Source organism: Sphingomonas sp. DG1-23 (genome assembly GCF_030730875.1).
Taxonomy (GTDB): domain Bacteria; phylum Pseudomonadota; class Alphaproteobacteria; order Sphingomonadales; family Sphingomonadaceae; genus Sphingomonas.
Window position 1 is genome coordinate 219,439 of sequence record NZ_JAVAMA010000002.1, and the last position, 13,582, is coordinate 233,020.

Below are 13,582 nucleotides of genomic sequence, written 5' to 3' on the forward strand. Positions count from 1 at the left end.
GGCGAATCGCGTAAAGGGGGAGCCAAAGCGCAAATCGGTCGTTACGCATGCGAGAGGGCCGGGGATCGCGGCTCCCGAGGAGGCGCGTGCGAAAAGGGGTGAAAGCGGTGTGGATTGCCGCGCTGGCCGGGAGTGCGTTCCTGCCCGGCCTCGCGTGCGCGCAGGTATCGGATCCGAAGCCGGGACAGGGCGCGCCGGCGTCGCTGCCCAGCTCCGAACCCGTGCAGACCGCGCCGCAGGACGAGACGATCGTTCCCGATGCCGAGTTCGAGGCCGCGCTCCCCAAATTGAGCGACGACATCAATGCGCCGCTCGAGCCGATGCAGGATTTCGGCAACAAGCCGCCGGTCACCCAACCCGCGACCCCGGGTGCGGTGACCAGCCAGATCGAGAGCTTTCCGCCGCCGGCCGCCGAGGATCCGGCTTTCGCCGAGCCGCTGACCCCGCTCGCCCAGTTCAAGGTCGAGCCGGTCAAAATCGAAGGCGTGGACGAAGAGAAGATCGCGTCGATACGCTATTCCACGGTGGTGGAAGGCCTCGACAAGATCGGGCTGGAGGATCGGTTCCGCGATCTCTCGGCGCTCGAGGATGGCGACGGCAAGGCGGCGAACGCGACGATGGTCGCGGCGCGGGCGCGCGAGGACGAGAAGCTCGCGCTCCGGCTGATGCAGTCGCTCGGCTATTATGACGGCACCGCGGTTTCGACGGTCGAGCAGAATCCGAAGAATTCGGGCAATCTTCGCGCCACGATCACCGCCACCCCCGGTAATCTCTATCGGCTGGGCGAAGTGAAGATCGTCAGCGACCCCACCGTTCCCGCGGGGCTGCTCGACAAGGAGCTCAACCTCAACCCGGGCGATCCGATCCAGGCCGAGCGTGTGCAGGGCGCCGAGGCCAATGTCAGCCTGCGCCTCCCGCAACAGGGCTATCCGTTCATCAAGCTCGGCGAGCGCGACATCTTGCTCGACGAGGAAACCCAGCGCGGCGACTATACCCTGCCGGTCGAGCTCGGCCCGCGTTCGGTATTCGGCGCGATCGTCACCGAGGGGCGTCGCCCGGTGTTCGAGGTCGATCACATCGAGCTTCTGCGGCGATACAAGCCGGGCCAGATCTATGACGCGCGCAAGGTCGACGATCTGCGCGAGGCGCTGATCGCCACCAGCCTGTTCTCGACCGTCGCGGTCGAGCCGATCCGCACCGGCCGGTCCGGGCCCGACGGCACCGAAGTCGTCGACCTGCGCGTCACCCAGAATCGCGGCCGGCCGCGCACGCTCGCCGGCGAGATCGGCTACAGCACCGGGCAGGGCTTCCGCGCCGAAGGCAGCTGGACCCACCGCAATCTGTTCCCGCCCGAAGGCGCGCTGATCGCCAGCGCGGTGCTCGGCACGCAGGAGCAGGGCGTTTCGGGGACCTTTCGCCGCTCGAACGCGGGGCAGCGCGATCGCACCTTCCAGATTCAGGCCGGCGTCAACCATTCGGACTATGCCGCGTTCGAATCCTATACCGGCACGCTGGCGGTGCGCTGGTCGCGCGACTCGACGCCGATCTGGCAGAAGCGCTGGACCTATTTCTACGGCGCCGAACTGGTCGGCTCGAACGAGGACCAGTATAATTTCAACAAGGGCGCGCGCGACCGCGGCACCTGGCTGATCGCGGCGCTGCCGAGCTTCGTCGGCTATGACACGTCGGACAATCTGCTCAATCCTACCCGCGGCTTCCGGATCAAGGCCAATGTCAGCCCGGAGACTTCGGTGCGCGGCGCGGCGCGGCCTTATGCGCGGCTGATGCTCGAAGGAACTGCCTATTACCCCGTTTCGTCGAGCATCGTGATCGCCGGTCGTGCCCGGGTCGGCTCGATCCCCGGGATCGCGCGCAACGATCTGCCGCCCTCGCGGCGTTATTATGCCGGCGGCGGCGGATCGGTCCGCGGCTTCGGCTATCAGGAGCTCGGGCCGCGCTCGCCCGACGGGCGCCCGGTCGGCGGGCGCAGCCTCAACGAATTTGCGCTCGAGGCGCGCTATCGCTTCGGCAATTTCGGCATCGTGCCGTTCGTCGATGCCGGCCAGGTCTATGAAGGGCTGTACCCGACCGGGCAGAACATGCGCTTCGGCGCCGGGATCGGCGGACGGCTCTACACCAATTTCGGCCCGCTGCGGGTCGATGTGGCGACGCCGATCGCGCGCAAGCCGGGCGAATCGAAGATCGCGCTCTACATCTCGATCGGGCAGGCGTTCTGATGGCGACCGAGCCCCCCGCACCCGAAGCCGTCGACGCCGTCGAGCAGGTCGTAGTCGAGCGACCGCCGGTCTGGCAGCGCGTGGCCAAATGGGGGGCGATCGCGATCGGCGCGCTGGCGCTGCTCGCCGGGCTGCTGGCGATCGGGATCAACACCCAGCCGGGCCGTAATTTCGTCGCACAGCAATTGAGCAGGCTGACGCTCGCCTCGGGGCTCAATTTCCGCATCGGCCGGATCGACGGCTCGCTCTACGGCGCGCTGGTGCTGCGCGACGTCGAGGTGCGCGACACCCAAGGCGTGTTCGCCACGTCGAAGGAAATCGCGCTCGACTGGCGGCCGTTCGCCTATCTGAAGAACCATGTCGACATCCGCAGCCTGACCAGCCCGGAGGTGAAGCTGTTGCGGCTTCCCGCGCTCAAGCCTTCGACCGATCCGAGCGGACCGCTGCTGCCCGATCTCGACATCGACATCGCCCGTCTCGACGTGGCGCGGATCGACATGGCGCCCGCGGTGGCCGGCCAGCGTCATATCGGCCGGCTGAAGGGCACGGCGCATATCGCCGGCGGGCGCGCGCAGCTTGCGCTCGACGGGGGGACGATCTCGGCGCCGGGCGTGCCGGGCGGCGACCTTCTGGTGGTCAAGCTCGACGCGGTTCCCGAGGCGAACAAGTTCGATATCGACATGCAGCTCAACGGGCCGGTGGGCGGGTTCGTCACCGGCGTTGCCGGGCTCGACCGGCCGCTGGCGGTTACCGTCGGCGGCCGCGGCAGCTGGGCGAACTGGCGGGGACAGGCGACCGGCACGCTCGGCGGGCGGCGCCTCGCCGATCTCGTCGTCGCCGCGCAGAATGGTCGCTTCCAGGTGCGCGGTCCGACCTGGCCCGGCGTGTACATGCAGGGGCCGGTCGAGCGGCTGGCCGCGCCCCAGCTCGACGTTGCGCTTGACGCGGTGTGGCGCGATCGCGCCGCGAACGGCGAGCTGAAGCTGCATTCGAAGGCGCTCTCGGTCGAGGCCAAGGGGATCGTCGATCTCGGCCGCAATCGCTTTGGCAACCTCAATGTCGACGCGATGCTGCTCACCCCCGGCGCGATCGCGCCCAATCTCAACGGCCGTTCGGTGCGCGCGTCGCTCGCGCTCGACGGCGCATTCAACGCGCCGGTGGTCGATTACAAGATCAGCGCCGCCTCCCTGGGCTTCGGCGAGACCGTGGTCGAGCAGCTTTATGCCGAAGGCCGCGCACGTGTCGACGCCGACCGGATCCTCGTGCCGGTCCGCGCCCGCGCGAAACGGGTGAGCGGACTCAATGCCGCGGCCGGCGGACTGGTCACCAACCTCACCGTGGCCGGCGATCTCGCCATCTCGGGCAGCCAGATCCTGTCGGACAATCTGCGGCTGCGCTCGGACCGGGTCGACGCCACGGCGATCATCGCCGCCGACATGAGCACCGGGCGCTACACCGGCGCGATCAAGGGCCGGATCAATGATTATGCGATCAACGGCGTCGGCGTGGTCAATCTCAAGACCGATGCCGAGCTGTTCGCGGCGCCCGGCGGCGGCTGGGGCATTCGCGGCCACGTCGCCGCCGAGACGCGCAAGCTGAGCAATGAAAGCGTGCGCGATTTCCTCGGCAGCAATGCGACGGCGTCGGCGCGGGTGACGCTCGATCCCAAGGGGATCATCGCGGTCAACGACATCCGCATGCGTGCGCCGCAATTCCGCATCCTGCGCGGCTCGGGCCGCTACGATCCGGCGGGACCGATCCTGATCAACGCCGATGCGGTCTCGACCGTCTACGGCCCGCTCAGCGCCCGCGTGACCGGCACGATGCTGGCGCCGCAAGTGCTGCTGCGCGCCGCGAAGCCCGGATTGGGCGTCGGGCTCGTCAATCTCGAGGCGCGAGTGCGCGGGCGCGGCAATGCCTATGCGATCATCGCCAGCGGCGGCACCGATTACGGGCCGTTCACCGCCGACGTGCTGGTTCGCAACGGCGCGACGCTGGCGGTCGACGTCAATACCGCGCGCTTCGCCGGCATGGACATCAGCGGCAAGCTCCAGCAGACCCGCGCCGGGCCGTTTGCGGGGACTTTGCGCTTCGCCGGATCGGGCGTCACCGGCAGCGCCGAACTCGCCGCGCAAGGCAAGTTCCAGCGTGCCGACCTGCAGGCGCGCGCTCTCAATGCGACGATTCCGGGTGACGCAGGGCTGACCATCGGCCGCGCGCTGGTCTCGGCCAGCATTCTCCTCACCGACACGCCCGAAATCCTCGCCGACGCCCAGATCGCCAATCTGCGGCGCGGCGATTTCGTGCTCAAGACCGCGCGCGCGAAGATCGATTACAAGGGAGGCAGTGGCACCGCCCAGGCAGTCGCGACCGGATCGTCGGGGGTTCCGTTCCAGATTGCCGCGAATGTCCGGCTGTCGCCGAAGCAATGGCTGGTGGCGCTGCAGGGGCAGGGGAGCGGGATCAGGTTCCACACCGTCAATCCGGCGCGGATCGATATTGCCGGCGACACCTATCGCCTGCTGCCCACCCGGATCGACTTCGATCAGGGCAGCGCGCGGCTGGCCGGCAGCTATGGCAATGGCATCGCGCTGCAGGCGCGGCTCGACAAGCTCGACCTCGCGGTGGTCAACGGCTTCCTGCCGGGGATCGGCGTCGGCGGCACCGCCAGCGGCAGCATCGACTTCGCCCAGCCCAATGCGAGCGCTTTCCCGAGCGCCGATGCCCGGCTCGACATCGACGATTTCACCCGCTCGAGCCTCGCGACGGTGTCGACTCCGGTCGACGTCAATTTCGTCGGCAAATTGCTGCCCGATGGCGGCGACATGCGTGCGCTGATCAGGCGCGGCACCACTACGATCGGTCGCGTCGTGGCGACGATGCGGCCGCTGGGCCCGGGCGCCGGCAGCTGGACGACGCGGCTGACCGAGGCGCCGCTCTCGGGCGGAATCCGTTACAACGGCCCGGCTGCGGTGCCTTTCTCGCTGGCCGGCCTGAGCAACCAGCATCTGACCGGGCCGATCGGCATCGCCGCCGATTTCTCGGGACGGGTCAACGATCCGCGGCTCGTCGGCGTCGTGCGCGGCGAGAACCTGACCTACGGCAACGAGACCTATGGCACCCAGATCACCAATCTGAAGATCGACGGGCGTTTCTCCGACGACGAATTGATCCTCGAGCAAGCGAGTGGCCGCGCCGGCGACGGCACGGTGACCGCGCAAGGACGGATCGGCCTGTCCGCCGCCAACGGCTATCCGATGAGCCTCACCGCCGACTTCAACAATGCCCGGCTGGCGCGCAGCGACGCGCTGGGCGCCACCGCGACCGGCAAGATCACGATCACCAAGAATCCGCAGGTTTCGAGGATCGAGGGCCGGCTGACGATTCCCGAAGCGAAATACGAGATCATCCGTCAGGGCGCCGCGGAGATTCCCGAACTCACCGGCATCCGCCGCAAGAGCCAGCTGGTCGACAACGGCCAGACCGCGCCCAGGGCGCCGGCACGCGCCGCCGGACTGTTCGACCTCGATCTGCGGATCAATGCCGACAACCGGATCTTCGTGTCGGGAATGGGCCTCGAATCCGAATGGAGCGCGCGCATCGTCGTCGGCGGCACCACCGCGGCGCCGGTGGTACGCGGGACCATGGAGATCGAGCGCGGCACCTACAGCTTCGCCAGCCGTCGCTTCGACATCACCCGCGGCACGATCCGCTTCCAGGGAAGCCAGATCTCGAACCCGACGATCGACATCGCGGCGACCACGACCGCGGAGGGGGTCACTGCGATCCTCAACGTGTCGGGAACCGCGCAGCGCCCGCAGATCGCGTTCACCTCGAACCCCAGCCTGCCGCAGGAGGAAGTGCTGGCGCGGCTGTTCTTCGGCACCAACGTGACCAATCTCTCGGCAACCGAGGCGATCCAGCTCGCCGCGGCGGTCAATTCGCTGAGCGGGACCGGCGGCGGGCTCAATCCGCTGGGCAAGCTCAAATCGGCGACCGGGATCGATCGGCTGCGGATCCTCGGCGCCGACGATGCAAGCGGCCGGGGCACGTCGCTCGCCGCGGGCAAATACATCACCGACGACATCTATATCGAGATCATCACCGATGCCCGCGGTTTCACGGCGACCCAGCTCGAGATCGCGCTCACCCGCGCATTGAGCCTGCTCTCGCAGACCGGATCGTTCGGCGGGTCGAGCGTCAGCCTGCGTTACTCGCGCGATTATTGACGCTGGCAGGGTTATTTACATTGGTGTAAGCAACTCGCCGGAGGGGACCGGATGAGCGAGCATTTCGACGTCGTGGTGGTGGGGGCCGGGATTTCCGGCATCGGTGCGGGCTATCATCTGCAGGCGAACAGCCCGGATCGCAAATATGTGATCCTCGAGCGGCGCGATCGGCTCGGCGGGACATGGGATCTGTTCCGCTATCCCGGAATACGCTCGGATTCGGACATGTACACGCTCGGCTTTTCGTTCAAGCCGTGGACCGAGGCCAAGGCAATCGCCGACGGCCCGGCGATCCTGCGCTATCTCGACGAGACCGCGCGCGAATATGGCGTGGATCGCCACATCCGCTATCGCCACGGCGTCAAGAGCGCCGACTGGTCGAGCGCGGATGCGCGCTGGACGGTGATCGCGGATCGCGACGGCGAGGAAGTCCGCTTCACCTGCGACTTCTTGTTCATGTGCAGCGGCTATTATAATTACGCGCGCGGCTACACCCCCGATTTCCCCGGCGTCGGGGATTTCAAGGGCCGCATCGTCCATCCGCAATTCTGGAGCGACGACATCGATTATGCCGGCAAGCACGTCGTCGTGATCGGCAGCGGCGCGACAGCAGTGACTCTGGTCCCCGAGCTCGCCAGGCAGGCGGCGTCGGTAACGATGCTTCAGCGCTCGCCCACCTATATCGTCGCACGGCCATCCGAGGACGGCGTCGCAAACTGGCTGCGCAGCAAGCTGCCCGCGAAGACCGCGTACGGCCTGACTCGCTGGAAGAACGTGCTGCTCCAGCAATATTTCTTCCGGGCCATGCGCAAGCATCCGGACAAGGCCAAGAAGACGCTGGTCGACATGGTGCGCAAGGAATTGCCCGGGCACGACGTGGAAACTCATTTCACTCCGCGCTACAATCCATGGGACCAGCGGCTGTGCCTGATCCCCGACGCGGATCTGTTCGCCTCGATCCGCGAAGGCAGAGCGAGCGTCGTCACCGATGTGATCGATCGCCTCACCGAAACCGGGATCCGGCTGGCGTCGGGCGAGGAACTCGCGGCCGATCTGGTGGTCACCGCCACCGGGCTGGAGATCCAGCTGTTGAGCGGGATGCCGATCACCATTGACGGCACGCCGTTCGAGCCGGCCAGGCACATGACCTACAAGGGCATGATGTTCTCCGACGTGCCGAACTTCGCGATCTCGTTCGGCTATACCAATGCCAGCTGGACGCTGAAGGCGGACCTGACCGCCAATTACGTCACCCGCCTGCTCAACGCGATGAAGAAGCGCGGGATGCGCCAGGTGACTCCGCGGCTGTCGGCGCCGGTCGAGGAAGCGCCGTTCCTCGAATTCACCTCGGGCTATGTCCAGCGCGCCGCGTCGCAGCTGCCGCGGCAGGGCAACCGCAAGCCGTGGCGGGTGCATCAGAATTACACGCTCGACCTGATGGCGCTCAAATATGGCGGGATCGATCAGGAGATGGAATTCTCCAATCCCGAGCCCGCCGGGCGCCGCGCCGCCTAGCCCAGCAGCGCCTGCGCTGCCGCGACGCCGGTGTTGTGGGCGCCGTGGACGGTCGAGAATTCGCCCGGCGAGCAGGCCTCGCCGACGAAGCGGATGCGCGGGTCGACCGGAGTCGCGAGCACCCCGCGCACCTCGGCCTTGCCGGGCAGCGCATGGCTGTAGCCGCCGAGGATATGATCGGCGCGGCCCCAGGCCGAGCCCGCGACGAAGCGCAGCCGCTTGCGCCAGTCACTGCCCAGCAGACTGATGAGCTCGTCCAGCGCGAAGGCAGCCGCGCCGTCGAGGCCTTCCTTCTCCAGCGCCCGTGCGCCTTCGCCGCCGAGCATGCATTCGACCACCGGCCGGCCCAGCGCGCGCAGCGTATAGGTCCCCGTGACCGCGCTGCGCGGATTGCCGAGCAGATGCGCATTCGCGTCGATCTCTTCGCCGCCGTCGAGCGCGAAGAACAATTTGTCGGCGAGCCCGAGCGGGAGTTGGGACGCGGCGTGGAGGATTGCATCATGGCCCGGCAGATCGATCGCGCCGCTGGCGAGGACGTTGGTCGAAACCGTGACGATCGCGGCATTGGCCATGATCGCGCCGTGCGGGGTCTCGATGCGGAGCTGCTTGCCCGAGACGTCGATCGCACTGACCGGCGTGGCAAGCGCCACCGGCAGGCCAGCTGCGTGCGACGCGACCAGCGCGCCATACCCCTCCGCGACGCGCCAGTCGGTGTCGAGCGAGGCCTCGTCATAGGCCAGCCAGTCGGTGACCGACATTTCGCGCATCGGCGCGCCGTTGATGAAGCCGGACAGCGCATCGAGCCATGGCGCCCATTCGCTGCCGGCGGGAATCAGATCATCGGCGCGGTCGCTCGGTGGCGGGCTGCGCATCGCCTGCATGAAGGCAGTGAAGGCGGACCATGCCGCCTGTTGCTCCGCCGGCGAGAAGCCCAGTTCGCGCCATTGCTCGCCCCAGCGCGGTCGCGAGCGGTCGACGGTGAAGCCGCGCGCCTCGGCGATGGCGACCCACGGATTCTTGGGTGCCGAATGCAGCCAGCCTGCGCCGAGATCGAGCGGCAGGCCCGCGACGTGCACCGTATGCGCGCGTCCGCCGAGCCGGCTGCCGGCTTCGAGCAGCAGCGCATCGCGGCCGGCATCGGCAAGCGTGCGCAGCGCCGCGACTCCGGCCGCGCCGCCCCCGATCACGACGATGTCGGCCTCGTGCCTCACGCTGCCGGCCGGCTCCGCAGCAAGGCCGAGCGCAGGCATTCGCAGACCAGCTCGTCGCGTTGATTGTGCATCTGATGCCGCCACGTGACGATGCCCTGACCCGGGCGCGATTTGCTCGGGCGAAGTTCGGTCACTTCGGACGACGCGCGCAACGTGTCGCCGAGGAAAACGGGTTTGGGCATCACGAGTCTGTCGTAACCGAGATTGGCGACGAGCGTTCCCGCCGTGGTGTCGCCCACCGTGATCCCGACCATCAGGCTGAAGGTGAAGGTGCCGTTGACGAGGATCTGGCCGAACTCGCTGGCGCGCGCGGCCTCGGCGTCGATGTGGAGCGGCTGGGTGTTGTGGGTGAGGGTGGAGAATAGCAGGTTGTCGGTCTCGGTGACCGTGCGGCGCAGGCTGTGCTCGACCCGGTCGCCGATTTGCCATTCGTCGAAAAAGCGTCCGGCCATCAGCGCGGTTCCCTGAGTTTAAGCTTGAAGCCGGTGTGGCTCTTCGTCCAGCCTAGCCGCTCGTAGAAGCGATGCGCGTCGGTGCGCGCGTTGGAAGAGGTGAGCTGGACGAGGAAGCAATCGCGGTCGCGGCAGCGTTCGACTGCCCAGGCGATGAGCTCCTCGCCATAGCGGCGCCCGCGAACGTCGCTGGCGATACGCACGGCCTCGATCTGGCCGCGCCACGCCCCGCGGAACGACAGGCCGGGCAAGAAGCTGAGCTGGAGCGTGCCGACGACGCGGCCGCCAAGCTCGGCAGCGACGAGCAATTGATTGGGGTCGGCGGCGATCGCGTCGAACGCAGCGCGGTAGCGCTGGTCGGTAGGGTCGGTCTCGCGGTCCGCGGGGATCGTGTCCTCGGCGAGCAGCGCGAGGATAGCCGGGAGGTCGCCGGATGTGGCTTCGCGGAGGATGAGGTCGGTCATTCCGCGTCCATTCGCCCTGAGCGTGTCGAAGGGCGAGTCATCCCGATCGCTCGAAGGGAGCGGTGCTTCGACAAGCTCAGCACGAACGGGGAGGTGAGTCATTCCGGCTTCTCGATACGGACGAGCAGGCTGCCTTCCGAAACCTGTGCACCAGCCTCGGCATTGAGCTCGGCAACCACGCCGTCGAACGGGGCGGTGAGGCCATGCTCCATCTTCATCGCCTCGAGCGTTACGAGGCGCTGGCCTTTGGCGACGGTGTCGCCGATCGCGATATCGACGGCGGTGACTCGGCCGGGCATCGGGGCGAGGAGGGCGCCGTCGCCTGCAGCGGCGGTGCCCGACACGTCCGCGAACCGCGTAAAGATAAAGGCTGCGCCGCCCTCGAAATAGGTCGCGTCACGCGGGCCGTGCGACGCGCCGGTGCTGACTTCGTAAGTCGTAGCGCCGTCGTAGAGCGCAAGGTCATAAGCGAAAACGGGCAGCGGCTTGCCGTTCAGGTAGAGCGAGACGCGCGTCTCGGGTGGGCGATTGAGACGGAAGCCAATGAGGCCGCGCTCAAAGTCAAGCGTCCGGGGCACCCATTGCGAAGGCTCGTCCCAATTGTCGAAGATGAGGCGCTCGGCGACTTCCTGCAGCAGGAGCGGGCTGGGCTCCGGCGGCGCCGTCAGATCATCGGCGAACTGGCCGATGAAGCCGGTCGAGATATCGCCCGCGGCGAACATCGGATGCTCGGCGAGCCGACGCAGAAACCACGCATTAGTGCGGACCGGCGCGCAGCAGGTTGTGGCGCAGGTGTCGGCCAGCGCCGTCCGGGCGTCTTCGCGGTCGTCGCCGTGCACGACCAGCTTGGCGATCATCGGATCATAGAAGGGAGAGATGGTGTCACCCTCGGCGACTCCGGTCTCGATTCGCGCTTCGTCAGTGAGATAGAGATAGTCGAGTTTTCCAGTGCTCGGCAGGAAGCCCTTCGCCGGATCCTCGGCATAGAGCCGCGCCTCCATCGCCCAGCCGTTGATGCCGAGTTCGTCCTGCCGCTTCGGCAGCGGTTCGCCGCTTGCCACGCGCAGCTGCCATTCGACCAGATCCTGGCCGGTGATCTCCTCGGTCACCGGATGCTCGACCTGGAGCCGGGTGTTCATCTCCATGAACCAGATGCGGTCGGCGCGCAGGCCTTCGCTGGCGTCGGCGATGAATTCGATCGTGCCGGCGCCGACATAGTCGACCGCTTTGGCCGCGCGCACCGCGGCGGCGCAGATCGCCTCTCGAGTCGCCTCGTCCATGCCGGGGGCGGGGGCTTCCTCGATCACCTTCTGGTGGCGTCGCTGGAGCGAGCAGTCGCGCTCGAACAGATGGACGACATTGCCGTGCGTGTCGCCGAACACCTGCACTTCGATGTGGCGCGGGCTGAGGACGTATTTCTCGATCAGCACGCGATCGTCGCCGAACGACGAGGCGGCCTCGCGCTGGCACGATTGCAGCATTTCGGCGAATTGCTGCGCAGCATCGACGCGGCGCATGCCCTTGCCGCCGCCGCCCGCCACCGCCTTGATCAGCACCGGATAGCCGATCGCATCGGCCTCGGCCTGCAGTCGTTCGGGCGTCTGGTCCTCGCCGAGATAGCCGGGCGTGACCGGGACACCGGCGGCGATCATCCGCGCCTTGGCGGCGTCCTTGAGCCCCATCGCGCGGATGCTGTCGGGGTGGGGCCCGACCCAGACCAGCCCGGCCTGAATAACCGCTTCGGCGAAATCGGCATTCTCGGAGAGGAAGCCGTAGCCGGGGTGGATCGCTTCGGCGCCGGTCGCCCTCGCCGCGGCGAGGATCTTGTCGCCGACCAGATAGGATTCGCGCGCCGGAGAGGGGCCGATATGCACCGCTTCGTCGGCCTGGCGGACGTGGAGCGCATTGGCGTCGGCGTCCGAATAGACCGCGACGGTGCGCACCCCCATCGCCCGCGCGGTGCGGATGATCCGGCAGGCGATCTCGCCGCGATTGGCGATGAGGAGAGAAACGATCATCAATTCTGCATCCAAAATCCGGCCGGTCGGCTGCGGGTAGATTGACACCTGGGCTGACACTGCTTGACACGATACCCGTGTGGGCCGGGCGGTTGACAACCTGCCGCGCCGGACGACCGAAGCAGAGGAAATCCTACATTTCCAGCCTTCATGGATGCCGCTCCGGAAAGCCGTGGCGCGCGGCGAGCGCGGCGAGCAGCGGTTCGATCTCATTGGCGAAGCCGCCGTCCCAGACGAGCGCGGGAAGGTTCTGATTGGCCTCGCCGATCGCGGCGATCACGGCGGCGCGCGGGCGGGGCCAGGGCACACGGACAACCGAAAGGTTGGCAATCCGCTCGGGGAACGCGGCGAGCAGACCTTCGACCGTCATGCAATCCTTGCAGTAGAAGGTGCGCGAGCCGCCGAACGCGGGATCGGCGAACTCGGTATCGAGCAGGAACAAGGTGTCGCGGCTCATTGGCCGGGGCATCCGGTGGTGCGGCGCGACCAGGTGACGTTGAGCACTTTCCATGCGCCACTCTCGCGGACGAGATCGAAATGATTGACGCCGCAATGCGCGACCTTGCCGTCGATCAGGAAGACATAGTCGCCCCATGCCATCGCAATGTCGCCGTCGACTTCGATCGCGGGAGCCGGCATGCGCTCTTCGTAGCGCTCGGGGCCGGCGGTGAGGCCGGCGGCGAAATCGGCCCAGCTGCGGCTGTTCACCACCGGCGTTCCGTCGGGCTTGTTGCCGGTGGCGGTGGCGCGCCCCTCGGGCCGGACGAAGGGCATAGCGGCCTGGCCGTCGCGGCTGGCGATCGCGGCGAAGATGCCGTTGATCGGGGCCAGCACCGCGACCTCCTCGGTGCCGGGCGGGGGCAAAGCGGTGCCCTTGACGATCGGCGCGACGGGGGTGGTCTGGGCGAGCGCGGGGAGGGGGGCGAGGAGGGCGAGGCCAAGGCTGGTGAGATGGCGCATAGGAAGCACTCTCATGATCGTGAAGGTTATGGAGGGTGCGGGATAGGCCCCCTCCGTCAGCGCTGCGCGCTGCCACCTCCCCGTTCCGGGGAGGAATTGGTGCAGGCGAGACATCAAAATTCCTCCCCGGAACGGGGAGGGGGACCGTCCGAAGGACGGTGGAGGGGGCCCCGCTCTCGGCAGGCGACAACGATGCCGGTGACCACCGAGTCCATGTCCTTAAGGATATCGGCAGCGGGGATACGCAGGGTGGCAAAGCCAATCTCGGCTAGGCGAGCGTCGCGGGTCGCATCGCGCTCCGGACGATCACCGCGGCCATGGAATTCCCCGTCGACTTCGATCGCGAGACGCGTTTCCAGGCAGGCGAAATCGAGGCGGTAACCGAGCTGCGGGTTCTGGCGGCGAAAACGATATCCGCCGGGCTCTTTGCGCAGTTGTTGCCAAAGCAGCACTTCGGGAAACGACATCTGTTTGCGGTCTGCGCGAGCCCGTTTCA

Annotated in this window: 10 protein-coding genes; 3 read left to right on the top strand and 7 right to left on the bottom strand. The window is 67.5% G+C overall.

The genetic code is table 11. From position 1 onward, the window contains the following. Window positions 1-140 precede the first annotated feature (140 nt). From Q9Q95_RS04175 to Q9Q95_RS04185, 3 genes are read left to right on the top strand one after another with little or no spacing between them, the layout of a single operon-like run. Window positions 141-2,237 (top strand): autotransporter assembly complex family protein, encoded by a 2,097-nt coding sequence (locus Q9Q95_RS04175; RefSeq protein ID WP_371876689.1) that lies wholly within the window; start codon window positions 141-143, stop codon window positions 2,235-2,237. Beyond that, the gene (locus Q9Q95_RS04180) at window positions 2,237-6,466 is read left to right on the top strand and encodes a translocation/assembly module TamB domain-containing protein (RefSeq protein ID WP_306094128.1); all 4,230 of its coding nucleotides are present in this window, start codon (window positions 2,237-2,239) and stop codon (window positions 6,464-6,466) included. The genes Q9Q95_RS04175 and Q9Q95_RS04180 overlap by 1 nt, the downstream gene beginning before the upstream one ends. Before the next feature lie 51 nt (window positions 6,467-6,517). Further along, a complete protein-coding gene (locus Q9Q95_RS04185; protein WP_306094130.1) occupies window positions 6,518-7,981 on the top strand; it encodes an NAD(P)/FAD-dependent oxidoreductase in 1,464 nt (487 codons plus the stop codon). On the opposite strand, the gene Q9Q95_RS04190 is transcribed toward Q9Q95_RS04185, so the two are convergent. From Q9Q95_RS04190 to Q9Q95_RS04220, 7 genes are all read right to left on the bottom strand, one after another. Beyond that, the gene (locus Q9Q95_RS04190) at window positions 7,978-9,192 is read right to left on the bottom strand and encodes an NAD(P)/FAD-dependent oxidoreductase (RefSeq protein WP_306094132.1); all 1,215 of its coding nucleotides are present in this window, start codon (window positions 9,190-9,192) and stop codon (window positions 7,978-7,980) included. The genes Q9Q95_RS04185 and Q9Q95_RS04190 overlap by 4 nt on opposite strands. Next, window positions 9,189-9,644, bottom strand: a complete 456-nt coding sequence (locus Q9Q95_RS04195) for a MaoC family dehydratase (RefSeq protein WP_306094134.1) — start codon at window positions 9,642-9,644, stop codon at window positions 9,189-9,191. Before Q9Q95_RS04195 ends, Q9Q95_RS04190 begins: the two co-directional genes overlap by 4 nt. Next, complete coding sequence (locus Q9Q95_RS04200; RefSeq protein WP_306094136.1) at window positions 9,644-10,108, bottom strand: GNAT family N-acetyltransferase; 465 nt, start codon at window positions 10,106-10,108, stop codon at window positions 9,644-9,646. Before Q9Q95_RS04200 ends, Q9Q95_RS04195 begins: the two co-directional genes overlap by 1 nt. A gap of 98 nt (window positions 10,109-10,206) precedes the next feature. Further along, entirely contained in the window at window positions 10,207-12,126 is a 1,920-nt protein-coding gene (locus Q9Q95_RS04205; protein WP_306094138.1) for an acetyl/propionyl/methylcrotonyl-CoA carboxylase subunit alpha, read from the bottom strand. A 148-nt stretch (window positions 12,127-12,274) separates the two neighbouring features. Continuing rightward, the gene (locus tag Q9Q95_RS04210) at window positions 12,275-12,583 is read right to left on the bottom strand and encodes a DUF3088 family protein (RefSeq protein ID WP_306094140.1); all 309 of its coding nucleotides are present in this window, start codon (window positions 12,581-12,583) and stop codon (window positions 12,275-12,277) included. Next, on the bottom strand, window positions 12,580-13,086 hold the full coding sequence (locus Q9Q95_RS04215; RefSeq protein ID WP_306094141.1) for a hypothetical protein: 507 nt from the start codon (window positions 13,084-13,086) through the stop codon (window positions 12,580-12,582). Before Q9Q95_RS04215 ends, Q9Q95_RS04210 begins: the two co-directional genes overlap by 4 nt. Before the next feature lie 113 nt (window positions 13,087-13,199). After that, a complete protein-coding gene (locus Q9Q95_RS04220; protein ID WP_371876679.1) occupies window positions 13,200-13,553 on the bottom strand; it encodes an endonuclease domain-containing protein in 354 nt (117 codons plus the stop codon). Window positions 13,554-13,582: the final 29 nt, after the last annotated feature.

What these genes read in the sequence shown, in the direction of transcription:
- Q9Q95_RS04210 (WP_306094140.1), bottom strand. Translation starts at nt 12,583, where the DNA reads ATGAGCCGCGACACCTTGTTCCTGCTCGATACCGAGTTCGCCGATCCC.
- Q9Q95_RS04220 (WP_371876679.1), bottom strand. Translation starts at nt 13,553, where the DNA reads ATGTCGTTTCCCGAAGTGCTGCTTTGGCAACAACTGCGCAAAGAGCCC.
- Q9Q95_RS04180 (WP_306094128.1), top strand. Translation starts at nt 2,237, where the DNA reads ATGGCGACCGAGCCCCCCGCACCCGAAGCCGTCGACGCCGTCGAGCAG.
- Q9Q95_RS04205 (WP_306094138.1), bottom strand. Translation starts at nt 12,126, where the DNA reads ATGATCGTTTCTCTCCTCATCGCCAATCGCGGCGAGATCGCCTGCCGG.
- Q9Q95_RS04185 (WP_306094130.1), top strand. Translation starts at nt 6,518, where the DNA reads ATGAGCGAGCATTTCGACGTCGTGGTGGTGGGGGCCGGGATTTCCGGC.
- Q9Q95_RS04200 (WP_306094136.1), bottom strand. Translation starts at nt 10,108, where the DNA reads ATGACCGACCTCATCCTCCGCGAAGCCACATCCGGCGACCTCCCGGCT.
- Q9Q95_RS04195 (WP_306094134.1), bottom strand. Translation starts at nt 9,644, where the DNA reads ATGGCCGGACGCTTTTTCGACGAATGGCAAATCGGCGACCGGGTCGAG.
- Q9Q95_RS04215 (WP_306094141.1), bottom strand. Translation starts at nt 13,086, where the DNA reads ATGCGCCATCTCACCAGCCTTGGCCTCGCCCTCCTCGCCCCCCTCCCC.